Source organism: Ectothiorhodospiraceae bacterium BW-2 (assembly GCA_008375315.1).
Classification (GTDB): domain Bacteria; phylum Pseudomonadota; class Gammaproteobacteria; order Thiohalomonadales; family Thiohalomonadaceae; genus BW-2.
Genome location: CP032507.1, coordinates 704600 through 728214, shown reverse-complemented (window position 1 = coordinate 728214; position 23615 = coordinate 704600). Strand labels below are relative to the sequence as shown.

The following is a 23615-nucleotide window of genomic DNA, read 5'->3' as shown; positions in this document are numbered from 1 at the left end:
CCACAAAATTAGAGTTAGGGGGTAGCAAGAGTTAGCGAAAAATATCATCCTTGGGCGGTTCGGGTAGTCGCGAGGTATAGTCGATAACCGCTTGGGTATCGGCGTAGCTGAAATTTTGAATTTGGCGCACCATCTTCTCGTTGGCATTGCGCCGTTTACCGTCCCGAATCCAGAGCATCTGTCGTAGCAGATAGGTGTAGTTCTGTCCCTGAATACGAGGGTAGAACTTGTCGTTACTCCCCTCGCCATAGTCGCCGTGACACTCGGCGCACTCTCTCTTATAGAGCGCTTCGCCGTGCGGTAGATCGTTGCCAAACCCCTGCTCATTGTTTGGATGGGGGGTGAGGCTGGCGATGTAGCCGGTCACATTGGCAATATCTTGGGGGCCGCCAATATATTTACTTAGCGTGTAGGGGTACATGGTCGGGTTGTCGCGATTACCGGCGCGAATATCGGCTAGCTGTTTGATTAACACATTTTTGTGCTGGCCGGCGAGTTGGGGAAAGTAGCCCGGGGGGCGCAGACGGGCAAAGCCCGGCACCATGCCACGACCGGTATCGATGTGGCAGCGGGCGCAGACGGCGGAGAAGAGCGCTTCGCCGGCAACAAGATCACTACTAAGTTCAATCGCTTGTTCTATCTCAGCGGCGTTATTGTCCGCGAGACTGCGGGTATTGATTTCACCCATAGCGGCTAACGGTAGCAGCAGTGTGGTGAGTGCTGCTAGGCAGCGAGAGAGGGATAATTTAGGCATGGTGTTCCTCCTACTCCATGTTTATTGTCTATTGCCGACCATTATTACTCGCAGCGCCGATGGCCGCAACCGTTGTGTGAGATTTTCTCTGTGTGTAAGATGGAATCAGGATCACTACCAAGCAGGAGTTAAGATGAAGATTGTGGTAACTGGGGCTAGCGGTCAGGTCGCTAGCGAACTGCAACGGCAGGGCCGACAGAGCCCCCATCAGTTGATCGCTCTAGGGCGTCCAGCACTGGATATGTGTGATACGCTCGCGTTGGAGGAGGGACTGGAGCAGCATAAGCCTGATCTAGTGATCAATGCGGCGGCCTATACCGCTGTCGATAAGGCGGAGGAGGCCATGGAGGCCGCCTTTGCTCTCAATCGAGATGCGGTAGGGCAGTTAGCCCATCTTTGCCATAGTCGCGATATTCCGCTACTGCATATCTCTACCGACTATGTCTTTGATGGGAGCAGCAGCGAGCCCTATCTCGAAACCGATCCCGTCGCTCCGCTCGGTGTCTATGGGCAGAGCAAGTGGGAGGGGGAGGTGCTAGTGCGGCAGCAGCTAGCTAAACATATTATTTTGCGCACTAGTTGGGTGTTTGGGCTTGAGGGGCAAAATTTTGTCAAAACCATGCTGAGATTGGCGCAAACTCGTTCCGAATTACGGGTCGTCGCTGATCAGTGGGGAGGGCCGACCTCGGCGGCCGGTATCGCCTCTACGCTGCTGATACTGGTTGAGCGCTACCATAGCGAGGGTGCCTTACCGTGGGGAACTTACCACTTTTCGGGGCTACCCTATACGACTTGGCACGGTTTTGCTAAAGAGATTATTCAAGCCGCTACCGCAGGGGAGGGGGGGGCGAGAGCTGTCGATGTGACGGCGATTACCACAGCAGAGTATCCCACCCTTGCGAAGCGACCTGCGAACTCCCGTCTCGAAGGGACGCTGCTACGACAAACTTTTGGTATCGAGCCAGATAACTGGCGCTTGCAGCTACGGCAGATTCTGCCGCAACTGCTCTCGTTACACCTCGGTTCTTAGCCCTTTATAGAGGCTGATACACATCACGATGAGCACCAATGTAAAGGGGAGTCCGACGCTAATCGCCCCCGCCTGCAGCGCTTTTAACGCCTCGGTACCGCCCCCGAAGAGCAGCGCCCCAGCAATGAGTCCCTCCATGATGGCCCAAAAGACGCGCTGTACTACCGGCGCATCTATCTTCCCACCGGAGGTAATGCTATCGATGACCAGCGAGCCGGAGTCGGAAGAGGTGACAAAAAAGATGAGCACCAACACAATGCCGACAAATGAGGTAATCCCTGCCAGAGGGAGATTTTCCAGCATCTGGAACATCGCCAGCGGGACGCTAGAGAGGCCGTTAGCCAGCTCGCCGACACCATTGAGCACCTGCTGTAGCCCTGTGCCACCAAAGGTTGACATCCAGAGTAGCGTGACAGCCGTCGGCACTAGCAGCACCGCAACCATAAACTCACGCACTGTGCGTCCTTTAGAGATACGGGCGATAAACATGCCGACAAAAGGTGACCAAGAGATCCACCATGCCCAGTAGAATACCGTCCAGTCGTGGAAGAATTTATCATCTTCACGGCCGAAGGAGTTACTGAGCGGCAAAATCTGCCCAAGGTAGGCGGTCGTGGTATCAAACAAAGTGGCGAAAATCGCCAACCCCTGCCCAAAAAAGATCACAAATAGCAGTAGTGCAAGAGCAATTATCATATTGATATTACTAAGTATTTTTACCCCACCATTGACCCCTCGCACAACAGAGAAGATGGCAACGACCGTCACACCGACAATAATCGCAATTTGGGTATTAATTTGGTTCGGAATATCGAACAGAAACTCTAATCCGCCTGCCGCCTGCTTAGCGCCGAGGCCGAGCGAAGTGGCCAAGCCGAAGATAGTCGCCAGAACCGCAACTAGATCGATAAGGTGGCCTGGCCACCCCCAGACTCTATCGCCTAAAATAGGGAAAAAGGCGGAGCGAATCGTCAGTGGCAGCCCCTTGTTGTAGGTAAAGAAGGCGAGTGCCAGCGCCACCACACCGTAGATAGCCCAAGGGTGGAAGCCCCAGTGAAACATCGTTGCCCCCATCGCCGCATGAGCCGCCTCTGGGGTATTAGGTGCGATATTGAGTGGTGTTCCCCACCAGTCGGTGTAGTAGGCGACCGGTTCCGCCACACTCCAGAACATGAGGCCGATACCCATGCCGGCAGCAAATAGCATCGCAAACCAAGAGAGGGTAGAGAACTCCGGTACAGCATCGGGGCCACCGATGCGAATCTTAGCCACCGGCAGAAAGATAAGTGCAACACAAAAGAGGACAAACAGATTAGCTCCCCAGATGAAGAGCCAGTCGAAGTTATCGATTGACCACCCCTTAACGCCATTTAACATCTCATTGGCGTTGGTGGGGAAGAGCAGCGTGCCGATCACAAAAGTTAAAATAAGTAGTGCACTAATAAAAAAGACAGGGTTATGGATGTCCATGCCTAGCACGCGCAAATTATCCTGCCCTAACTCATAATCGGTTGCAAAAGCGTTATCACTAGCTTCATCACTCATAGGCGACTCCTCAATGTTTGGTTAATTAGCCCTGCTCTCGCCCTCAATAACTGTGGCGGGAGGCTAACGGCTATGGGGTTAAAAAAGAGCGCCATAGACTCGCACACTAATATTTAGAATGCAAATTAAATAGAGGAGATTAGGGGGGAGGTGCCGAATGAAACCGGCTTCTAGCCCACACCGTGCGGCTAAACCGACCTGAACTGCTCATAATATAGTGGCAGTGAGCAGGTATAACGGTTACGATAGCCCCTTCCTTTGGCGTAACAGAAGATGAGTCGTGACAATTATTAGGAGAGCGGTCGCATGGCATTTTCAACAGCATTGGTGGTGGATGATTCAAAATCAGCACGCTTTTTTTTGCGTAACTTGTTAAAAAAAGAGGGAATTTCGGCTGAAATGGCCGAATCGGGAGAGGAGGCGTTACAGCTATTGCAGCAGCAGCGGCCGGAGCTCATCTTCATGGATCACATGATGCCGGGGATGGATGGCCTTGCGACTGTGGCGGCGATTAAGGCCGATAGTGCGTTGGCCGATATCCCGATTATTATGTGTACCTCGCATGAGGGGGAGGAGTATCAGCAGCAGGCCGAGCAGGCGGGGGCGGTTGGGGTGCTACTTAAACCGGCACAACTCGAGCCGTTGCAGCAGCTATTGCAGCAGTGTAGCACACAGCTAGCCGTGCCCGCAGCCGAGAGCCCTCTCGAAACAGTTGAGCTAGAGAGCGAACCTACTATCGACACTGAGGCGCTAGAGCCGCTGATTAGCGCTGCGGTAACTCGCGCCGTGTCCGAACTCGCCTCCCGACTAGATCAGCTACAGCAGCACCATGAGAGCCAACCTCAGATATTAGCGGTGGTCAATCAGGCGCTGCAACCCCTGCAACAGCAGCTACAGGGGGAGCTAGAGCAGAAATTGATAGGATGGCGGCAGCAGCTTGAGACGGCGATGGGCGAGGCGATCGAGTCGAACCGTGCACAGTGGCAGCAGCAGCTCCAAACAGCCGTTGCGGGGCTAGAACAGCAGCTAGCTGCGGTGCCGACGGTCGATAGTGAAGCGCTGAGTGCACAGTGGCAGCAGCAGTTAGCGCAGCTACAGAGTCAATTAAAGCAGGGGGTCGCGGCGCTACAGCAGCAGCTTAAGGCGATACCGGTGGTCGATAGTGGGGCGATTAGTCGTGAGGCTATCACGGCGGCAAAGCAGAGTGCCGAACTAAAAGCGCTGGAGGTGGCCAGCTTAGAGGCGAAACAGGCGGTAGCCGAAGAGATTACCCAAGCGTCACAGACGATATCGCAGCAGGCGATTGCCGCTGCGAATAGTGAGGCGGAACAGCTCATTGCCCGACTCGAAGTGCGGATAGAGCAGCGTCTGGCACCGCTATCGGCCAAAATTGGCCTCTTTGCCGCCGCAGCCGCGATTATCGGTATTGGAACCGCTGTTGCGCTCCATTTTTTGGGCTAGGGGGGGGAGTTTGACTCTCTACGGTAGCCTTTGTGATTAACCGCAACTCCCCGCTGTACCCTTTTCTGATACAGCAGGGGGCGCTGTACTGGGTTGTACCGTTACTACTGTTGGCAGTGGTACTGCTGCTATTGCCGTTACCGCAGGCGACGATTCCCGCGCAGTACTATAGTGCAGTGCATGCGCTGCTAGAGATTGCGGCGATCTCGGTCGCCGTCAGTATTGTCGCACTCGCTTGGGGATTGAGGCATCAGAGCAAAGATATCCATCTGCCGCTGCTGGGGGCGGGGATGCTGCTGGTGGGGCTACTAGATAGCTTCCACCTGCTCTCCTATGTCGGCCTTAGCGGCTTTATCAACGCTAACAGTGCTGAAAAGGCGATCGCCTTTTGGTTGCTAGCGCGAACGGTGGAGGCGGTGGTGCTGCTGCTGTTGGCCTGGAGTGGCCTACTCCACTGGCACCGCCTCGTGCAGGAGCGTATCGGCAGCTTCTACATCTTAGCACCGCTGCTCGCTACGCTATTTTGCTGTGTGGTGATTAACTATCTGGACTATTTTCCCGATACCTTTGTGCCCGGCACTGGGTTGACTTGGTTTAAAATCGGTTATGAGTATCTATTAATCGCGCTCTACCTCCTAGCCGCGCTACAACTAGTGCGGCGAGTGGAGAGGGGCGATGGGCCGCAGACGCTCTACTGGGTCGCGTTAGCTGCCATAATGCAGGCTGTGGCAGAGCTCTTTTTTACCCAATATGGTCAGATTAATGATATCGATAACATGGTAGGGCACCTCTATAAATTTGCCGCCTTTGCCTTTATCTATCGGGCGATATTTGCCACCACAGTGACCGAGCCTTACCAGCGATTAAATACTGAACAGCAGCGCAATCGGATGCTGCATCAGGCGATTAACCAAAGTTTTGAGACGGTGATTATTACCGACCCTGAGGGGCGGATTGAGTTTGTCAATGAGGCCTTTAGCTATAAAACTGGTCTTGAACAGAGCGGGGTGATAGGTAAAACGCCGTCGATACAGAGCGCCGGTTTAACGCCAAAAGAGACCTATCGGCAGATGTGGTCTCAACTAAAAGCCGGCAAGCCGTGGCAGGGGGAGTTACAGAATCGCTCGTGGCAGGGGGAGGTCTTTACCGATTTGGTGAGTATCACCCCGATTATTGAGCAGGGGGAGATTGTCCACTATCTGGCCGTGCAGCGCGATATCACCGAACAGCAGCGGGCTGAGATAGCGATTCGCAAGGAGTTGGAGCAGCAGGTGGTGCACCGCACTCGTGATTTAAGTCAGCGGGAGGAGCAGCTACGGGCGATTTTGCAATCGATGAACGATGCGCTGGTGCAGATCGATAGTCACGGCCATATTTTAATGGTTAATCAGGCGGTTACCCGACTGTTTGGCTATAGTGAAGCCGAACTTCTCAAGGCTGATGTCGCGCTGCTGTTACCGGTGGAGGAGCAAGAAGATCAGCGGTTATCGCTCCTAGAATATGCTAAGAAGGGCGGGGCGGCCATGTTAGATGTCCGACGCGAGCTCAAAGCGCAGCGGCGCGATGGGACGCTGTTTGATGTAGCGGTCTATATCCACCAGCTACAGCTAGATGAGTCGTTAGGGCAGAGCTATCTAGGGGTTATTAGCGATATTACTGCCCAAAAGAGTATCGACTCGGAGCGACGGCGAGCTCAGGATGCTGCCGAGGAGGCAAATCGGGCAAAAAGTGACTTTCTAGCCAATATGACCCATGAGATTCGCACCCCGATGCACGCTATTATCGGTATGACTCACCTTACTTTGCGTACCGAACTGACCCCTAGACAACAGGAGTATTTGCAGAAGATTAAACTCTCAGGCGAACATCTTTTGCAGTTAATTAACGATATTCTCGATTTTTCTAAAATCGAGGCCGATAAACTGGAGCTAGAGAATATCCCCTTCCGCCTCGAATCGTTGCTGCATAAGGTTGAGGCGCTCTTTTATGAACCGATGCAGGATAAACAGCTCAATTTTGAGGTAATTCAGCCATCCGGGGAGCTGCATGTCTATTGTGGCGATCCGTTACGGTTGGATCAGATTTTAATCAATTTGGTTAGTAATGCGCTGAAATTTACCGAAGAGGGCGGTATTGAGGTGAGAGTGACCTTGCAAGCCGCTCCGAGTGGGGATGAAAAATGGGTTGAACTTAAATTTAGCGTCAAAGATAGCGGGATGGGAATGACTCGTGAGCAGCAGCGCCATCTTTTTCAGCCGTTCAAACAGGGAGATAGCTCCTCTAGTCGTCGCTTTGGGGGGACGGGGCTAGGGCTGGCAATCTGTTATAATCTAGTGCAACTGATGCGGGGCGACATTGGCGTTGAGAGTGAGGTTGGCCAAGGGAGCCTATTTTGGTTTACGGTACAGTTACAACAACTGGACTCTTCGGCTATTGGTAGTGATTACTTAAGTGTGCAGGCGAGGGAGTGGCGGCATCGACTACATGGGTTGCGGCTGCTACTAGCAGAGGATAACGAATTTAACCAGCAGTTTGCCCAAGAGTTGCTGGAGGAGGAGGGGGCCGAGGTGATCATCGCTGAAAATGGCCATCAAGCACTACAGTTATTGCGTGGAGCGAAAGAGCCCTTCGATGTGGTATTAATGGATGTGCAGATGCCGGGTATGGATGGACTAGAGGCGACCCGTCGTATTCGGCAGTTAGCGCTGCCGTTCTCATCGGTGCCGGTGTTTGCCATGACGGCCAATGCGACCCTAGAAGAGAAGAATAACTGTCTTGCTGCCGGCATGAATGAGTTTATTACCAAACCTTTCAATCCGGAGGAGTTGATCGCTTTTTTAGCGCAGCGTCTTGACAGGAGAGAGAAACCGCTCCCAACAAGAGATCACCCCCCTACGCCATCACCACCACAGGAGCTGCGGGAGGAGAGTATGACGAGTGGCGAAGCGATAGTCGAATGGAGTGTGCTACAGCAGGTAGCTCGCGGTAAAACCGAACGGATTCGTCGCTATAGTGAGACCTTTTTGCGCACCAGTAGCGATACTCTGTTGCGAATGGAGCAGGCATTTGGGTCAAAATCGTGGCAGGAGTTGGCCTCTTTAGGCCACAAAATGAAGTCGCCGGCCCGTATGGTCGGCGCACTTCGGGTCGCTGAACTAGCTGAAGAGTTGGAGGATTTCGACTATGAGCAGGGAGAGGAGGCGGTTGCCACCCACTTTAAGTCGTTACAGCACGCCTATGCTGAGACTAGAGTGGCGCTTGAACGCTATCTACAGTCGCTATAATAGCCCCAAAAACAGGGGGATAGGCAGAGGGGCGCCGGTTGCCATTACATTAATGTTAACTGTCAGGAGTCTCATGTGAGAAGTGAAACCAGAGTGATTGTCGCCCTAGATTACCCCGATGCCGAGTCGGCGCTAGCGCTGAGTGCTAGACTCGAACCGAGTCGTTGCCGCTTAAAGGTGGGCAAAGAGCTCTTTACTCTAGCCGGACCGCGGCTATTAGAGCAGTTGCAGCGGCAGGGGTTTGAGATCTTTCTCGATCTCAAATATCACGATATTCCTAATACTGTCGCTGGAGCTTGTCGGGCGGCGGCTAGTTTGGGGGTGTGGATGGTTAATGTCCACTGTAGCGGCGGTATCAAGATGCTACAGGCGGCAGCCGATGCGTTAGCGACAGTCGCAGAGCCACCGAAACTGGTAGGGGTGACGGTGTTAACCAGCCTGACCGATAGCGATCTGGCACACATTGGCATCGAGCGCTCTGTGGCAGCACAGGTGAGCCATCTGGCCGCCCTAGCCGCCGAGAGTGGCTTGGATGGGGTGGTCTGTTCGCCTAAAGAGGTGGCAGAGCTGCGTCGGCAGCGGGGAGAGTCATTTTTGCTGGTCACTCCCGGCATTCGACCACTTTGGGCATCGAAAGATGATCAGAGCCGCATTACCACGCCACAGCAGGCGGTAGCGCTAGGGAGTAGCTATTTGGTGATAGGGCGGCCGATTACAGCGGCAGAGGAGCCATTAGAGGCGCTAGCGCGAATTGAGGCGGAGTTGTCGCTTTAGCCCCAGCCTTGTTCATCGTTTCGTGTGTGCCGCCATCGCTAGCACAGGCTTAGAGTCCGGCTTTACTCGTTATGGCTGAACGAGCAAACTAATGGAAAAATTTTTTAACACCGAAGGGCCGATGAAGGCCGATATGCACTATCTGATTGCCTCATTTCAGCGATTTGATTGGGAGGAGGTTCGAGTCTTAATTGAGCGGCAGAAATATTTTCTGCTCCACGCACCGCGCCAAACCGGTAAGACTACGGCACTGATGGAGATGGTCACAGCCCTCAATCAAGAGGGACGCTATCTGGCGCTCTATGTCAATATCGAAGCGGCACAGACAGCACGCAATCAGGTGAGTTTGGGTAATCGTACTATCTGTAATGCCATCGCCAGGGCGGCACGACTCTACCACCAAAATAGCGAATTAATACAATGGTTTGAGAGTCAGTCAGATAGAGACAATCACTGGATGGTGTTTAATCTGCTGGAACAGTGGAACCTCAATTCTGATAAACCGATTGTCCTGTTACTGGATGAAGTTGATGCACTCATCGGCGATACCCTGGTGTCACTGCTACGCCAGCTGCGCACCGGCTATATTTTCGGCAGAACTCCGAAAGCTGGCTACAGCGCTTTGCCTACAAAGAGGCGGGGCCACAGCTACTGATGCAGGCGTTTTTACAGCGCATTATTAATGGCGGCGGACGGATTAACCGCGACTATGCGCTCGGACGGCGTCGTACCGACCTGCTCATCGAGTGGCCGGTGAGAGAACATAACGGCCAGTGGCAGGAGGTACAGATTGTGGTGATAGAGCTAAAGATTTTGCACGGATCACTGGAGAAGATAGTGGAGGAGGGGATAGCACAGACCCTCGACTACAGTGATAAGTGTGGCGCGGAGGAGAGCCATTTGGTGATTTTTGACCGCGATGCGACCACCTCGTGGGAGGAGAAGATTTGGCACTGGCCGTGCCGTTTGGTGAGTGTGTGGGGCTGTTAGCCATAGATGGAGCTGAGTCAGTGGCGGAGGTGAACGATGCGGTTTACTCGCCTAGTTACTCCGGCAGTCATGTTTGTCGATGATAGGAGTGGGTGATGAATCGGTGGTGGCTAGTTCCGGGTGCGTTAATTGGGCAGACGCTGATCCACTGTAGCCGCTATCATAACTATACCCCGGACAGTGAATTGCGTCATAAGTCCTCCCCCGCCTCTACACGATTGACAGCCTCCGGCATGAGCGAGCAGGAGGCGAGGCAGGTTCTAGGGCTTTTGCAATAGCGCCTTGATATTTTATGGAGAGCAAATCTCCCCCCAAGCGAGTTTTAAAGTGAGTTAGAGAGGAGAGATAGACAATGAAAGTTGCTAACCCGATGTATGATGTCGTCTTTAGATATCTATTGGACGATCTTCGTATCGCCAAACTGCTACTATCGAAAATTATCAACCAGCCGATTGAGTCGCTGGAGTTAAAACCGACCGAACATAAAAAACGGATTCAGGGGCAATTTACCGTATTTCGGGTCGATTTTGCAGCCAAAATTCGCCAAAAAGAGGGTAATGAAAAGCTAGTGCTGATAGAGATTCAAAAAGCGAAACTACCGACCGACATTATGCGCTTTCGCAAATATCTCGGCAGCCACTATCAGGATAAGAACAATGTCTATCAAAAGGGTGAAAAGAGTGAGCCACTACCGATTATCTGCATCTACTTTCTCGGCCACACACTAGCGCATACCGATAGCCCAGTGGTGAGAGTAGAGCGGCGCTATATCGACTCTGCGACCGAAAAAGAGCTAGAAAAAAAAGAGCTATTTATCGAGAGCCTAAGCCACGACAGCTATATTGTTCAGATCCCCCAGCTAAAGCAGAAGCGGCGCAATGAGCTAGAGGTGCTGCTGAGTATCTTCGATCAGAGTCAGCAGCTCGCCAATAGTCGCCACTATCTGGAGTTAGACGAAGCTGACTATCCCAAAGAGTTTCGTAGAGTCGTGCGGCGGCTGCGACAGGCAATAGTCGAAGAGGATGTCTCGGAGCTGATGGAGCTAGAGGATGAGGTGCTTGATGAGCTAGAGTCCCTAGAGCGGAAGATATTTATGCAGGAGCAGGTGCTAGATGAGCAGGGGAAGGCGCTAGATGAGCAAGAGAGGGCGCTGGAGGAGCAAGAGAGGGCGCTGAAGGAGCGAGATAAAACCATCAATGAACAGAAAAGTGTGCTCGCAGTGAAAGATAGCGCTCTTGCCGAAAAGGAGAGTGCCCTTGCCGAAAAGGAGAGTGCCCTTGCCAAAAAGGAGAGCGCCCTTGCCAAAGCAGTGGCCGTATTGACAGCCTCCGGCATGAGCGAGCAGGAGGCGAGGCAGGTTCTAGGGCTTTTGCAATAGCGCCTTGATATTTATGGAGAGCAAATCTCCCCCCAAGCGAGTTTTAAAGTGAGTTAGAGAGGAGAGATAGACAATGAAAGTTGCTAACCCGATGTATGATGTCGTCTTTAGATATCTATTGGACGATCTTCGTATCGCCAAACTGCTACTATCGAAAATTATCAACCAGCCGATTGAGTCGCTGGAGTTAAAACCGACCGAACATAAAAAACGGATTCAGGGGCAATTTACCGTATTTCGGGTCGATTTTGCAGCCAAAATTCGCCAAAAAGAGGGTAATGAAAAGCTAGTGCTGATAGAGATTCAAAAAGCGAAACTACCGACCGACATTATGCGCTTTCGCAAATATCTCGGCAGCCACTATCAGGATAAGAACAATGTCTATCAAAAGGGTGAAAAGAGTGAGCCACTACCGATTATCTGCATCTACTTTCTCGGCCACACACTAGCGCATACCGATAGCCCAGTGGTGAGAGTAGAGCGGCGCTATATCGACTCTGCGACCGAAAAAGAGCTAGAAAAAAAAGAGCTATTTATCGAGAGCCTAAGCCACGACAGCTATATTGTTCAGATCCCCCAGCTAAAGCAGAAGCGGCGCAATGAGCTAGAGGTGCTGCTGAGTATCTTCGATCAGAGTCAGCAGCTCGCCAATAGTCGCCACTATCTGGAGTTAGACGAAGCTGACTATCCCAAAGAGTTTCGTAGAGTCGTGCGGCGGCTGCGACAGGCAATAGTCGAAGAGGATGTTTCGGAGCTGATGGAGCTAGAGGATGAGGTGCTTGATGAGCTAGAGTCCCTAGAGCGGAAGATATTTATGCAGGAGCAGGTGCTAGATGAGCAGGGGAAGGCGCTAGATGAGCAAGAGAGGGCGCTGGAGGAGCAAGAGAGGGCGCTGAAGGAGCGAGATAAAACCATCAATGAACAGAAAAGTGTGCTCGCAGTGAAAGATAGTGCCCTTGCCGAAAAGGAGAGCGCCCTTGCCAAAGCCGTTGCCGTATTGACAGCCTCCGGCATGAGCGAGCAGGAGGCGAGGCAGGTTCTAGGGCTTTTGCAATAGCGCCTTGATATTTATGGAGAGCAAATCTCCCCCCAAGCGAGTTTTAAAGTGAGTTAGAGAGGAGAGATAGACAATGAAAGTTGCTAACCCGATGTATGATGTCGTCTTTAGATATCTATTGGACGATCTTCGTATCGCCAAACTGCTACTATCGAAAATTATCAACCAGCCGATTGAGTCGCTGGAGTTAAAACCGACCGAACATAAAAAACGGATTCAGGGGCAATTTACCGTATTTCGGGTCGATTTTGCAGCCAAAATTCGCCAAAAAGAGGGTAATGAAAAGCTAGTGCTGATAGAGATTCAAAAAGCGAAACTACCGACCGACATTATGCGCTTTCGCAAATATCTCGGCAGCCACTATCAGGATAAGAACAATGTCTATCAAAAGGGTGAAAAGAGTGAGCCACTACCGATTATCTGCATCTACTTTCTCGGCCACACACTAGCGCATACCGATAGCCCAGTGGTGAGAGTAGAGCGGCGCTATATCGACTCTGCGACCGAAAAAGAGCTAGAAAAAAAAGAGCTATTTATCGAGAGCCTAAGCCACGACAGCTATATTGTTCAGATCCCCCAGCTAAAGCAGAAACGGCGCAATGAGCTAGAGGTGCTGCTGAGTATCTTCGATCAGAGTCAGCAGCTCGCCAATAGCCGCCACTATCTGGAGTTAGACGAAGCTGACTATCCCAAAGAGTTTCGTAGAGTCGTGCGGCGGCTGCGACAGGCAATAGTCGAAGAGGATGTCTCGGAGCTGATGGAGCTAGAGGATGAGGTGCTTGATGAGTTAGAGTCCCTAGAGCGGAAGATATTTATGCAGGAGCAGGTGCTAGATGAGCAGGGGAAGGCGCTAGATGAGCAAGAGAGGGCGCTGGAGGAGCAAGGTAAAATCATCAATGAACAGAAAAGTGTGCTCGCAGTGAAAGATAGCGCTCTTGCCGAAAAGGAGAATGCCCTTGCCGAAAAGGAGAGTGCCCTTGCCAAAAAGGAGAGCGCCCTTGCCAAAGCCGTTGCCGTATTGACAGCCTCCGGCATGAGCGAGCAGGAGGCGAGGCAGGTTCTAGGGCTTTTGCAATAGCGCCTTGATATTTATGGAGAGCAAATCTCCCCCCAAGCGAGTTTTAAAGTGAGTTAGAGAGGAGAGATAGACAATGAAAGTTGCTAACCCGATGTATGATGTCGTCTTTAGATATCTATTGGACGATCTTCGTATCGCCAAACTGCTACTATCGAAAATTATCAACCAGCCGATTGAGTCGCTGGAGTTAAAACCGACCGAACATAAAAAACGGATTCAGGGGCAATTTACCGTATTTCGGGTCGATTTTGCAGCCAAAATTCGCCAAAAAGAGGGTAATGAAAAGCTAGTGCTGATAGAGATTCAAAAAGCGAAACTACCGACCGACATTATGCGCTTTCGCAAATATCTCGGCAGCCACTATCAGGATAAGAACAATGTCTATCAAAAGGGTGAAAAGAGTGAGCCACTACCGATTATCTGCATCTACTTTCTCGGCCACACACTAGCGCATACCGATAGCCCAGTGGTGAGAGTAGAGCGGCGCTATATCGACTCTGCGACCGAAAAAGAGCTAGAAAAAAAAGAGCTATTTATCGAGAGCCTAAGCCACGACAGCTATATTGTTCAGATCCCCCAGCTAAAGCAGAAGCGGCGCAATGAGCTAGAGGTGCTGCTGAGTATCTTCGATCAGAGTCAGCAGCTCGCCAATAGTCGCCACTATCTGGAGTTAGACGAAGCTGACTATCCCAAAGAGTTTCGTAGAGTCGTGCGGCGGCTGCGACAGGCAATAGTCGAAGAGGATGTCTCGGAGCTGATGGAGCTAGAGGATGAGGTGCTTGATGAGCTAGAGTCCCTAGAGCGGAAGATATTTATGCAGGAGCAGGTGCTAGATGAGCAGGGGAAGGCGCTAGATGAGCAAGAGAGGGCGCTGGAGGAGCAAGGTAAAATCATCAATGAACAGAAAAGTGTGCTCGCAGTGAAAGATAGTGCCTTGCCGAAAAGGAGAGTGCCCTTGCCGAAAAGGAGAGTGCCCTTGCCAAAAAGGAGAGCGCCCTTGCCAAAGCAGTGGCCGTATTGACAGCCTCCGGCATGAGCGAGCAGGAGGCGAGGCAGGTTCTAGGGCTTTTGCAATAGCGCCTTGATATTTATGGAGAGCAAATCTCCCCCCAAGCGAGTTTTAAAGTGAGTTAGAGAGGAGAGATAGACAATGAAAGTTGCTAACCCGATGTATGATGTCGTCTTTAGATATCTATTGGACGATCTTCGTATCGCCAAACTGCTACTATCGAAAATTATCAACCAGCCGATTGAGTCGCTGGAGTTAAAACCGACCGAACATAAAAAACGGATTCAGGGGCAATTTACCGTATTTCGGGTCGATTTTGCAGCCAAAATTCGCCAAAAAGAGGGTAATGAAAAGCTAGTGCTGATAGAGATTCAAAAAGCGAAACTACCGACCGACATTATGCGCTTTCGCAAATATCTCGGCAGCCACTATCAGGATAAGAACAATGTCTATCAAAAGGGTGAAAAGAGTGAGCCACTACCGATTATCTGCATCTACTTTCTCGGCCACACACTAGCGCATACCGATAGCCCAGTGGTGAGAGTAGAGCGGCGCTATATCGACTCTGCGACCGAAAAAGAGCTAGAAAAAAAAGAGCTATTTATCGAGAGCCTAAGCCACGACAGCTATATTGTTCAGATCCCCCAGCTAAAGCAGAAGCGGCGCAATGAGCTAGAGGTGCTGCTGAGTATCTTCGATCAGAGTCAGCAGCTCGCCAATAGTCGCCACTATCTGGAGTTAGACGAAGCTGACTATCCCAAAGAGTTTCGTAGAGTCGTGCGGCGGCTGCGACAGGCAATAGTCGAAGAGGATGTCTCGGAGCTGATGGAGCTAGAGGATGAGGTGCTTGATGAGCTAGAGTCCCTAGAGCGGAAGATATTTATGCAGGAGCAGGTGCTAGATGAGCAGGGGAAGGCGCTAGATGAGCAAGAGAGGGCGCTGGAGGAGCAAGAGAGGGCGCTGAAGGAGCGAGATAAAACCATCAATGAACAGAAAAGTGTGCTCGCAGTGAAAGATAGTGCTCTTGCCGAAAAGGAGAGTGCCCTTGCCGAAAAGGAGAGTGCCCTTGCCAAAGCCGTTGCCGTATTGACGGCCTCCGGCATGAGCGAGCAGGAGGCGAGGCAGGTTCTAGGGCTTTTGCAATAGCGCCTTGATATTTATGGAGAGCAAATCTCCCCCCAAGCGAGTTTTAAAGTGAGTTAGAGAGGAGAGATAGACAATGAAAGTTGCTAACCCGATGTATGATGTCGTCTTTAGATATCTATTGGACGATCTTCGTATCGCCAAACTGCTACTATCGAAAATTATCAACCAGCCGATTGAGTCGCTGGAGTTAAAACCGACCGAACATAAAAAACGGATTCAGGGGCAATTTACCGTATTTCGGGTCGATTTTGCAGCCAAAATTCGCCAAAAAGAGGGTAATGAAAAGCTAGTGCTGATAGAGATTCAAAAAGCGAAACTACCGACCGACATTATGCGCTTTCGCAAATATCTCGGCAGCCACTATCAGGATAAGAACAATGTCTATCAAAAGGGTGAAAAGAGTGAGCCACTACCGATTATCTGCATCTACTTTCTCGGCCACACACTAGCGCATACCGATAGCCCAGTGGTGAGAGTAGAGCGGCGCTATATCGACTCTGCGACCGAAAAAGAGCTAGAAAAAAAAGAGCTATTTATCGAGAGCCTAAGCCACGACAGCTATATTGTTCAGATCCCCCAGCTAAAGCAGAAGCGGCGCAATGAGCTAGAGGTGCTGCTGAGTATCTTCGATCAGAGTCAGCAGCTCGCCAATAGTCGCCACTATCTGGAGTTAGACGAAGCTGACTATCCCAAAGAGTTTCGTAGAGTCGTGCGGCGGCTGCGACAGGCAATAGTCGAAGAGGATGTCTCGGAGCTGATGGAGCTAGAGGATGAGGTGCTTGATGAGTTAGAGTCCCTAGAGCGGAAGATATTTATGCAGGAGCAGGTGCTAGATGAGCAGGGGAAGGCGCTAGATGAGCAAGAGAGGGCGCTGGAGGAGCAAGGTAAAATCATCAATGAACAGAAAAGTGTGCTCGCAGTGAAAGATAGTGCCCTTGCCGAAAAGGAGAGTGCCCTTGCCAAAGCAGTGGCCGTATTGACAGCCTCCGGCATGAGCGAGCAGGAGGCGAGGCAGGTTCTAGGGCTTTTGCAATAGCGCCTTGATATTTATGGAGAGCAAATCTCCCCCCAAGCGAGTTTTAAAGTGAGTTAGAGAGGAGAGATAGACAATGAAAGTTGCTAACCCGATGTATGATGTCGTCTTTAGATATCTATTGGACGATCTTCGTATCGCCAAACTGCTACTATCGAAAATTATCAACCAGCCGATTGAGTCGCTGGAGTTAAAACCGACCGAACATAAAAAACGGATTCAGGGGCAATTTACCGTATTTCGGGTCGATTTTGCAGCCAAAATTCGCCAAAAAGAGGGTAATGAAAAGCTAGTGCTGATAGAGATTCAAAAAGCGAAACTACCGACCGACATTATGCGCTTTCGCAAATATCTCGGCAGCCACTATCAGGATAAGAACAATGTCTATCAAAAGGGTGAAAAGAGTGAGCCACTACCGATTATCTGCATCTACTTTCTCGGCCACACACTAGCGCATACCGATAGCCCAGTGGTGAGAGTAGAGCGGCGCTATATCGACTCTGCGACCGAAAAAGAGCTAGAAAAAAAAGAGCTATTTATCGAGAGCCTAAGCCACGACAGCTATATTGTTCAGATCCCCCAGCTAAAGCAGAAGCGGCGCAATGAGCTAGAGGTGCTGCTGAGTATCTTCGATCAGAGTCAGCAGCTCGCCAATAGTCGCCACTATCTGGAGTTAGACGAAGCTGACTATCCCAAAGAGTTTCGTAGAGTCGTGCGGCGGCTGCGACAGGCAATAGTCGAAGAGGATGTCTCGGAGCTGATGGAGCTAGAGGATGAGGTGCTTGATGAGCTAGAGTCCCTAGAGCGGAAGATATTTATGCAGGAGCAGGTGCTAGATGAGCAGGGGAAGGCGCTAGATGAGCAAGAGAGGGCGCTGGAGGAGCAAGAGAGGGCGCTGAAGGAGCGAGATAAAACCATCAATGAACAGAAAAGTGTGCTCGCAGAGAGGGAGAGTGCCCTTGCCAAAGCCGTTGCCGTATTGACAGCCTCCGGCATGAGCGAGCAGGAGGCGAGGCAGGTTTTGGGGCTTTCGCAATAGACTCAGGTTTTGAGGGGCGATGAGTGGTGTGAGACTACCATTAATGCGCAAACGCTGGCAGAATCCCCCCTTGAGTTAAATTTGGAATCGGGGCGGGAGTCGCATGGTATGAGTGAGAGTAACCAACTGGGTCGTTATCTGCTGACGCTGCAAGAGTTGGCACGACTGCAGGGGTGTGAGGTGGCGCAACTGGCAGAGAGGTTTACCGCTGAGGAGCTGGTCTCGTTGCCGGGTAATCGACGAGCACTATCGTTTGAGGCGGTTCGCCGCTATCTGCAGCAGCAGGGGCATACTTATCGATCGCTGGTGGTTGCCCATGTGAATCTGCGTGGCGGGGTAGGGAAGACCACTAGTTCGATCTCTTTGGCAACTCGAGCGGTAGAGTATGGTTATCGTACCTGTCTGCTCGATCTCGACCCGCAGGCCTCCGCGTCACTCGCTTTTAATGCCGAAGCGGGTGAGGGGCAGCCGATATTTTACGATATCTGGCCACAGCCGGCGCAGATTGAGGCGGCACTGGTGCAGATCGATCCCCAGCTATGGCTACTCCCCTCTTCGCTCGATAATACTCTGCTCGATTCGGCGCTACAGCGCCCTGCGGATCAAAAACAGGCCGTTGGAGCTCTCTGCCGCCAGTTACAGCAGCTCGGATTCGATTTAATTGTGATTGATGCCCCGCCAGCACTCAATACGGCTGTCATCTCAACGATATGTGCGGTTGATCTGCTGGTGATCCCGCTGGCCGCTGACTCGTTTTCGTTTCGGGGGGTGGAGCTGACTTTGCAGGAGGTGAGATCGATTTGTGACGCCTTTGGTGTGACTTTACCGAAGATTCAGACCCTGCTAGTGCGCTACGATGGGCGCGAGGTGCTCAACCGTCAGGCGCTAGAGCGGCTGCAGCGCGACTATCGCGACTATCAACTACCCGTGCATATTCGAACCAGTACGAGGCTAGGGCGGGTGCTAGAGCGACGAGAGACCATCTTTGCCGAGAGTCGTAAAGATCCGGCGCGTGACGATTATGATGCCTATACCCGCGAGCTGCTATCGATTCAACTATCTGCTTTTGAAGGAGCGCTTGAATGAGTGTCACTGTGCAACGGACTCGCAGACGACTCTATGAAACGCCAACGACAGAGAACTGTGTGAACGATGAGGCTGCTATGCCGGAGTCGCGAGAGCACTGGCGTCGTAGTGATCATATTATCTACGATAACATCTTTTGGAGCGCTAGCCTCGGCGCGGTGCCGCTACCTGGGATCGATCTTCTGCTAGTGAGTACGATTCAGTTAAAGATGATTAACCAAATAGCGATGGAGTATGGGCAGCCCTTCTCCCGCTATCGAGCTAAAGCTATTTTGGGGGCGCTAGGGGGCGGTGGCGCTGTGGCGGGCTTATCGCTGTTAAAGTTAATTCCTGGGGTGGTTAGCTTTGGGGGTGGGGTCAGCTTTGCTATCTATGCGAGTGCCTCGACCTATGCGGTGGGAAAGCTGTTTCAGCGCCACTTTGAGGCGGGCGGTTCGCTAACAGATTTTGATACCGCTGCGGCTAAAAAAGAGCTGCCGCAGCTAGTCGAAGAGGGGAAACGGCAGGCTCGGATGGCAAAAAAACGGGCTTAAGGCTGCTGTGCCGCCATCCATGTTTTACCTTCGGCGAAGCCGCGATCAAATTCAGCTTTTAGTGCCTCGGTGTTGAGCTGTTCGATTCTCACGCCACGAGAGAACTGTTTGGAAAAGATATTGCCTAAAGTGTAGATAATCGCCCCACTAATTAGGGGACGGTAGAGCAGGGTACCTAAAAAGCCGGCGGCAGGGAAGATGAGCGTCGTGGCCCCTAAGGCATAGAAGCTGATCCATTGGGTATGGGCACCGCCTAATACGGCGGCAATTGCGGCTTTGGTGCGATATTTGGGGGTGGGGATATCGTAGAGTTGGCCTAGATCGTAGATCAATTTAGCCGCCATGGCACCAACGGTCACTTGGCCAAAGAACGGGTTAGGGACTAAGCCGACGCCGGCGGCACCATAGGCGTAGTTTTGAATTAGCTGTCGGGCACGAGTGGCACGATCGCTCTCAATGGTGGTGGAGGGGGGGGGAACTGTTTCGATGGTAGTGGTCGTCTGGTTCATGATATTACTCACTATAAGTCGTGTTAAGGGGGGGGTTAGGAGGCGGTCGAGGCGAGCAGTTGCGGTAACTGCTCTCTCCCCTCTCGCTGCTGGCGCTGAAATAGTCGGCGCAGCGTCTGGTTATCGCGGCTTAACAGCGTCTCTCCCGATTCGAAGTGGAGCTGAAAAACTCGTCCTACCGCATAGACGGCAACGGCATTGGTGGTCGAGAGCAGGGTGGCCGAGATGAGGTGGCCGACTAAGGGTACCCCCTTAACGGCGCTCTGCGAGTGGTGGGCTAGATAGATAGGGCCTAGACTACCGATGAGCGACATAAGCGCTTTAATAAGTGCTAATCGACCTGGGAAAGGGCGGTGGTAGGTCTCGGCTAGCTCATCGATCATCATTATTTCGAGTGAGGCGACGGCGGCGGCATCAATAATAGGGACGGGAATGGTGCCACAGCCAGCCGCGATTAGGGTATATTTTTTTATCACTCCCCTCGCTTTTGTCTGCTCTGCCGCTAGGGTATTAGCTTGTATCGGTTCAGCGTGCGAGTGTGTCATTTAGGGAACCTCAGTGATGGCCCGTGAAATTGAGAGGGGAGAGGGGGAGGGGGCATTAATGTGGGTTAGCTCTAATAGCTGCTGCTGATGCTGCATCAAGATATCGACCAGTTTAGGATCGAAGTGCCCTCCGCGCTGCTGTTGAATATAGTCGAGCACCTGCTCAAGTGGCCAAGCCTCTTTATAGCACCGTTTGTGCAGTAGCGCATCGACGACATCGGCTAGCGCAACGATGCGGCCATAGAGGTGAATCTCCTCTCCTTGGAGGTGGCGAGGATAGCCCTCACCATCGTAGCGTTCATGGTGCTGGCCGGCGATAATCGCCGCTGCTTTAAAGATGGGTCGCTCGGATTTGTTTAAAATCGCCTCGCCTAGTTCGGCATGGGTCTGCATCACCCGCCACTCTTCGGGGGTCAATTTGCCTGGTTTGTTTAATATCGAGTCGGGAATGGCGACTTTGCCGACATCGTGCAGGGGGGCGGCCATATAGACAAGATCGCACTCCTCCTCCGCTAGCCCGCTCTTCTGTGCTAACAGTTTAGCTAGTTGCGATACCCGCTCAACATGGTTGCCGGTATCTTCAGAGCGCTGTTCGACCACATTGCCTAGTGTCGAGATGAGCTCTAGCTGGGTATTAACGATCTCTCGCTCTAGGAGCAGGTTATCGAAGGCGATATTGACATTATTGGAGAATATCTCTAGCAGGGTGTTATCAATGGCGCTATCTGGGTTATGGTAGTTGCTAACATAGAAGAGGCTGGTATCGGAGTTTTTGTTATGAAAGTAGCCGACATACTGATGATTGGCATAGAGAGAGTGCCTTTCGCCATTGGCACGATTGAGCAGCGCTAACGCTTCGTCTGAGAGCTGTTGCAGAATCTCTGTTTCGGTCAATAGCTCGAACTTGCCGGTGGCGGCGAGTACCTTCATGTGGCTAGGGTCGCTACGGGTGAGTGGCCGATTATCGGTCTGAAACAGCAGTGAGTCTTCTGAGAGGTTAAGCAGCGAGGACATTTGGGCTAACAGGCCACTGGCAAACTGTTTCATGCTGCGCGGTTCAAACAGGCTGGTGGTCGCCCTAAGTACTTTTTCGATACCGCGGCGGTTGCGCTCACTCTGTTGTCGCGCCTCCTCTACCCTCATAATATCGCGGTAGGAGCGCAGAGCGGAGTAGGTCATACTGAACATGGTCTTGCGGTTCAGTTGGGTCTTTTCACGGTAACCGTTAATATCGTAGTTAACGATCACCTCCTCCTCAGGAGCCTGTCCTGGCTGTCCGGTACGGAGAATAATACGGACGAAGCTGTTATTGAGCTCCTGCCGAATCGCGTGGGCGATCTTTAGGCCGGTATCATCCTCTTCCATCACTACATCTAACAGCACGAGCGCAATATCGCTATTTTGGCGCAGTAGCGTTAGTGCATCTTGATAGTTGAAGGCGGAGAGAAAGCGTAACTGAAAGTTATCGAGTTTAAAGCCTCGCATGACGATTTTGGTCATGGTATGCACATCGGGCTCATCGTCAACAATCAGAACCTTATAGAACAGACCATGGGCACTATGTTCGGGGGCAGTGCCGGATGTTTTTTTAAATAGGCTCATAATGTTAGGTTACATATCCGGTAGTTGTTCTGGCTTGGGGGTCAAAGTTTGCGGTAGCACCAAACGAAATTCTACCCCACCTTGTTCGGGGTGGCTAACTTTTATCGTCCCTTTCAGCCTCTGGGTGACGACATTGTAGATGATATTTAGGCCGAGGCCGGTGCCACCACTATTGCGACGGGTGGTAAAGAAGGGTTCGAAGATTTTGTTACGGTGCTGTGGGGCAATCCCTTTACCGTTGTCACGATAGGTGATCTCAAGCTGCTGCGGGCTCTGCGCCGGTTTGGCGCTGAGGGTTATCTCTCCCCATTGGTGCGGTTCAAAGCCGTGTAGCAGTGAGTTGGTAATCAAGTTGGTAATCACTTGTGAAATAGAGCCGGGATCGCTGGTCATCTCTAGTTTGGGATCGATCTCTAGCTTAATCTGGTGTTGGGTCTGTTTGAGCCGGTTTCTTAGGCTAAGTAGCACTTCGTCAACATACTCTTTGAGGGAAAAGGTCTGGATTTCGGTATGGCTCTGATCAACGGCGATCCGTTTAAAGCTGCGCACCTGATCGGCTGCCCGATGGAGGCTGGCTAAAATGGTGCGGGAGAGCTCAGCTGAGGTATCGAGAAACTCTTTAAAGTCGTGCTCCTCTAGCTCCCCTTGCTCATATTTTAGCTTTAGCTGCTGAATCTCCTCATCGAAGTGGGACATTCCGGTCAACCCGACACCGATCGGGGTGTTGATTTCGTGGGCGATACCGGCTACTAGCCCCCCTAGCGAGGCCATCTTCTCCGCCTCTATTAGCTCGTTTTGGGTCTTTTTTAGGGTGGTAATTAGCAGCTCTAGCTCCTGATTGGCCGCAGAGAGCTCTTGGGTTCGCTGCTCGACCCGCTCCTCTAGGGTCTCGTTAAGTTGACTCAGTTCAATCGACTTTTGCCGTAGCTGTGACTCGTTCTTAAGGAGCTGTTGATGCTGGTGTTGCAGCTCATCTTTCGAGGCTTTAATCGAGTCAACCATCTGATTCATAGCGCTCGCTAACAGGGCGATTTCGCGATACTTCTGCTCTGGAATCGCTTGCTGGGGCACCCCCCCTTCGCCGCTGTTACTAATGTAGTCGATAATTCCCGATAGGGGGGCGAACACAATACGCCTGATAGAGGCAAAAAGGGTGGCGATGAGTAGCAGTGTCAGGGCGATTGAGATTACTAGATGCTGCATTATCAGTTGCTGTAGCTCACGATTGAGGGCGTTGTCGTCGATATAGATCGTTATTCTAGCTAGCAGGGTATCGTCGCTAGGGGAGTGGATCGGTAGAGATTGTTGATAGTAGATCGCCTGGAGCGCCCGCTGCTGTGGCAGGCTATCGGGATCGTAGTCGGTGAGGGAGCCATCGGTCGTGGCCATTTTTCCGGTCATATATGCCGTCTTGCCTAATAGCTGTCCCATATTGAAATCTTCGACGATGAGAGCGAAGTGGTGCTGCTGCTTTATTTCAGTCTCTAGTAGCTGTTCATATTCGTGAATAGCGTAGGCCTCTAGCAGCGGTGCCATATTGAGCTGCAGCGCATTTAGGGTCAGTTGTGAACGCTGTTTCATCTGCTCAATAACGCTCTCTTTTATCACTAGATAGCGGTAGCCGGAGTAGCTAGCCATAATCACTATCACGCTAATCACGATGGTGGTGGCTAGATTGTGGTAGAGGGAGGGCTTGGGGTGTCGGTTGTCTCTGGTTGTCATGGTATTGATTGATTGATTCTCGCTCACTGCCGGTATAGAG

At 51.8% G+C, this 23615-nt stretch carries 20 protein-coding genes and 1 pseudogene; 15 read left to right on the top strand and 6 right to left on the bottom strand.

Annotated elements, in window-relative coordinates; translation table 11 throughout:
- Positions 1-31: 31 nt before the first annotated feature.
- Positions 32-754, bottom strand: coding sequence for a cytochrome C (locus tag D5085_03355; GenBank protein QEP42256.1), 723 nt, complete (start codon positions 752-754; stop codon positions 32-34).
- Positions 755-887: 133 nt separating this feature from the next.
- Here D5085_03355 and rfbD point away from each other — a divergent pair, with 133 nt between their 5' ends.
- Complete coding sequence (gene rfbD / locus D5085_03350; protein QEP42255.1) at positions 888-1784, top strand: dTDP-4-dehydrorhamnose reductase; 897 nt, start codon at positions 888-890, stop codon at positions 1782-1784.
- Here rfbD and D5085_03345 read toward each other — a convergent pair.
- Positions 1767-3329 carry a BCCT family transporter gene (locus D5085_03345; GenBank protein QEP42254.1) on the bottom strand — a complete coding sequence of 521 codons (1563 nt, stop codon included), beginning with the start codon at positions 3327-3329 and terminating at the stop codon, positions 1767-1769. The genes rfbD and D5085_03345 overlap by 18 nt on opposite strands.
- 306 nt (positions 3330-3635) lie before the next feature.
- On the opposite strand from D5085_03345, the gene D5085_03340 reads away from it, so the two are divergent.
- The 14 genes and pseudogenes from D5085_03340 (at position 3636) to D5085_03275 (ending at position 19197) form a co-directional block, all read left to right on the top strand.
- A complete protein-coding gene (locus D5085_03340) occupies positions 3636-4790 on the top strand; it encodes a response regulator (GenBank protein QEP42253.1) in 1155 nt (384 codons plus the stop codon).
- Positions 4791-4822: 32 nt separating this feature from the next.
- On the top strand, positions 4823-8074 hold the full coding sequence (locus tag D5085_03335) for a PAS domain S-box protein (protein QEP42252.1): 3252 nt from the start codon (positions 4823-4825) through the stop codon (positions 8072-8074).
- 75 nt (positions 8075-8149) lie between these two features.
- On the top strand, positions 8150-8848 hold the full coding sequence (locus D5085_03330; protein QEP42251.1) for an orotidine-5'-phosphate decarboxylase: 699 nt from the start codon (positions 8150-8152) through the stop codon (positions 8846-8848).
- 91 nt (positions 8849-8939) lie between these two features.
- Positions 8940-9838: pseudogene (locus D5085_03325) on the top strand (hypothetical protein).
- Positions 9839-9933: 95 nt separating this feature from the next.
- Positions 9934-10116, top strand: a complete 183-nt coding sequence (locus D5085_03320) for a hypothetical protein (protein QEP42250.1) — start codon at positions 9934-9936, stop codon at positions 10114-10116.
- A gap of 74 nt (positions 10117-10190) precedes the next feature.
- Positions 10191-11216: a hypothetical protein gene (locus D5085_03315; protein ID QEP42249.1), complete on the top strand. Its 1026-nt coding sequence runs from the start codon at positions 10191-10193 to the stop codon at positions 11214-11216.
- Between the two features lie 73 nt (positions 11217-11289).
- Positions 11290-12273, top strand: a complete 984-nt coding sequence (locus D5085_03310; protein ID QEP42248.1) for a hypothetical protein — start codon at positions 11290-11292, stop codon at positions 12271-12273.
- Positions 12274-12346: 73 nt separating this feature from the next.
- A complete protein-coding gene (locus D5085_03305) occupies positions 12347-13351 on the top strand; it encodes a hypothetical protein (GenBank protein QEP42247.1) in 1005 nt (334 codons plus the stop codon).
- Between the two features lie 73 nt (positions 13352-13424).
- Positions 13425-14372, top strand: coding sequence for a hypothetical protein (locus tag D5085_03300; protein ID QEP42246.1), 948 nt, complete (start codon positions 13425-13427; stop codon positions 14370-14372).
- A gap of 129 nt (positions 14373-14501) precedes the next feature.
- A complete protein-coding gene (locus D5085_03295) occupies positions 14502-15506 on the top strand; it encodes a hypothetical protein (GenBank protein QEP42245.1) in 1005 nt (334 codons plus the stop codon).
- A gap of 73 nt (positions 15507-15579) precedes the next feature.
- Positions 15580-16542 (top strand): hypothetical protein, encoded by a 963-nt coding sequence (locus tag D5085_03290; GenBank protein ID QEP42244.1) that lies wholly within the window; start codon positions 15580-15582, stop codon positions 16540-16542.
- Between the two features lie 73 nt (positions 16543-16615).
- The gene (locus D5085_03285; GenBank protein QEP42243.1) at positions 16616-17578 is read left to right on the top strand and encodes a hypothetical protein; all 963 of its coding nucleotides are present in this window, start codon (positions 16616-16618) and stop codon (positions 17576-17578) included.
- Between the two features lie 108 nt (positions 17579-17686).
- Positions 17687-18664: a ParA family protein gene (locus D5085_03280; GenBank protein QEP42242.1), complete on the top strand. Its 978-nt coding sequence runs from the start codon at positions 17687-17689 to the stop codon at positions 18662-18664.
- Positions 18661-19197 (top strand): DUF697 domain-containing protein, encoded by a 537-nt coding sequence (locus D5085_03275; protein QEP42241.1) that lies wholly within the window; start codon positions 18661-18663, stop codon positions 19195-19197. Before D5085_03280 ends, D5085_03275 begins: the two co-directional genes overlap by 4 nt.
- Here the strand turns inward: D5085_03275 and D5085_03270 are convergent.
- Genes D5085_03270 through D5085_03255 form a run of 4 tightly spaced genes read right to left on the bottom strand, consistent with a single transcriptional unit; the run spans position 19194 to position 23575 of the window.
- A complete protein-coding gene (locus D5085_03270) occupies positions 19194-19706 on the bottom strand; it encodes a DUF697 domain-containing protein (GenBank protein QEP42240.1) in 513 nt (170 codons plus the stop codon). The genes D5085_03275 and D5085_03270 overlap by 4 nt on opposite strands.
- A gap of 35 nt (positions 19707-19741) precedes the next feature.
- Positions 19742-20251, bottom strand: a complete 510-nt coding sequence (locus D5085_03265) for a DUF697 domain-containing protein (GenBank protein QEP42239.1) — start codon at positions 20249-20251, stop codon at positions 19742-19744.
- Positions 20252-21853, bottom strand: a complete 1602-nt coding sequence (locus D5085_03260; GenBank protein QEP42238.1) for a DUF3369 domain-containing protein — start codon at positions 21851-21853, stop codon at positions 20252-20254.
- 9 nt (positions 21854-21862) lie between these two features.
- Positions 21863-23575 carry a hypothetical protein gene (locus D5085_03255; protein QEP42237.1) on the bottom strand — a complete coding sequence of 571 codons (1713 nt, stop codon included), beginning with the start codon at positions 23573-23575 and terminating at the stop codon, positions 21863-21865.
- Positions 23576-23615 lie beyond the last annotated feature (40 nt).

What these genes read in the sequence shown, in the direction of transcription:
- D5085_03310 (QEP42248.1), top strand. Translation starts at nt 11,290, where the DNA reads ATGAAAGTTGCTAACCCGATGTATGATGTCGTCTTTAGATATCTATTG.
- D5085_03270 (QEP42240.1), bottom strand. Translation starts at nt 19,706, where the DNA reads ATGAACCAGACGACCACTACCATCGAAACAGTTCCCCCCCCCTCCACC.
- D5085_03285 (QEP42243.1), top strand. Translation starts at nt 16,616, where the DNA reads ATGAAAGTTGCTAACCCGATGTATGATGTCGTCTTTAGATATCTATTG.
- rfbD (QEP42255.1), top strand. Translation starts at nt 888, where the DNA reads ATGAAGATTGTGGTAACTGGGGCTAGCGGTCAGGTCGCTAGCGAACTG.
- D5085_03255 (QEP42237.1), bottom strand. Translation starts at nt 23,575, where the DNA reads ATGACAACCAGAGACAACCGACACCCCAAGCCCTCCCTCTACCACAAT.
- D5085_03340 (QEP42253.1), top strand. Translation starts at nt 3,636, where the DNA reads ATGGCATTTTCAACAGCATTGGTGGTGGATGATTCAAAATCAGCACGC.
- D5085_03265 (QEP42239.1), bottom strand. Translation starts at nt 20,251, where the DNA reads ATGACACACTCGCACGCTGAACCGATACAAGCTAATACCCTAGCGGCA.
- D5085_03300 (QEP42246.1), top strand. Translation starts at nt 13,425, where the DNA reads ATGAAAGTTGCTAACCCGATGTATGATGTCGTCTTTAGATATCTATTG.
- D5085_03275 (QEP42241.1), top strand. Translation starts at nt 18,661, where the DNA reads ATGAGTGTCACTGTGCAACGGACTCGCAGACGACTCTATGAAACGCCA.
- D5085_03260 (QEP42238.1), bottom strand. Translation starts at nt 21,853, where the DNA reads ATGAGCCTATTTAAAAAAACATCCGGCACTGCCCCCGAACATAGTGCC.
- D5085_03290 (QEP42244.1), top strand. Translation starts at nt 15,580, where the DNA reads ATGAAAGTTGCTAACCCGATGTATGATGTCGTCTTTAGATATCTATTG.
- D5085_03345 (QEP42254.1), bottom strand. Translation starts at nt 3,329, where the DNA reads ATGAGTGATGAAGCTAGTGATAACGCTTTTGCAACCGATTATGAGTTA.
- D5085_03315 (QEP42249.1), top strand. Translation starts at nt 10,191, where the DNA reads ATGAAAGTTGCTAACCCGATGTATGATGTCGTCTTTAGATATCTATTG.
- D5085_03320 (QEP42250.1), top strand. Translation starts at nt 9,934, where the DNA reads ATGAATCGGTGGTGGCTAGTTCCGGGTGCGTTAATTGGGCAGACGCTG.
- D5085_03355 (QEP42256.1), bottom strand. Translation starts at nt 754, where the DNA reads ATGCCTAAATTATCCCTCTCTCGCTGCCTAGCAGCACTCACCACACTG.
- D5085_03280 (QEP42242.1), top strand. Translation starts at nt 17,687, where the DNA reads ATGAGTGAGAGTAACCAACTGGGTCGTTATCTGCTGACGCTGCAAGAG.
- D5085_03305 (QEP42247.1), top strand. Translation starts at nt 12,347, where the DNA reads ATGAAAGTTGCTAACCCGATGTATGATGTCGTCTTTAGATATCTATTG.
- D5085_03295 (QEP42245.1), top strand. Translation starts at nt 14,502, where the DNA reads ATGAAAGTTGCTAACCCGATGTATGATGTCGTCTTTAGATATCTATTG.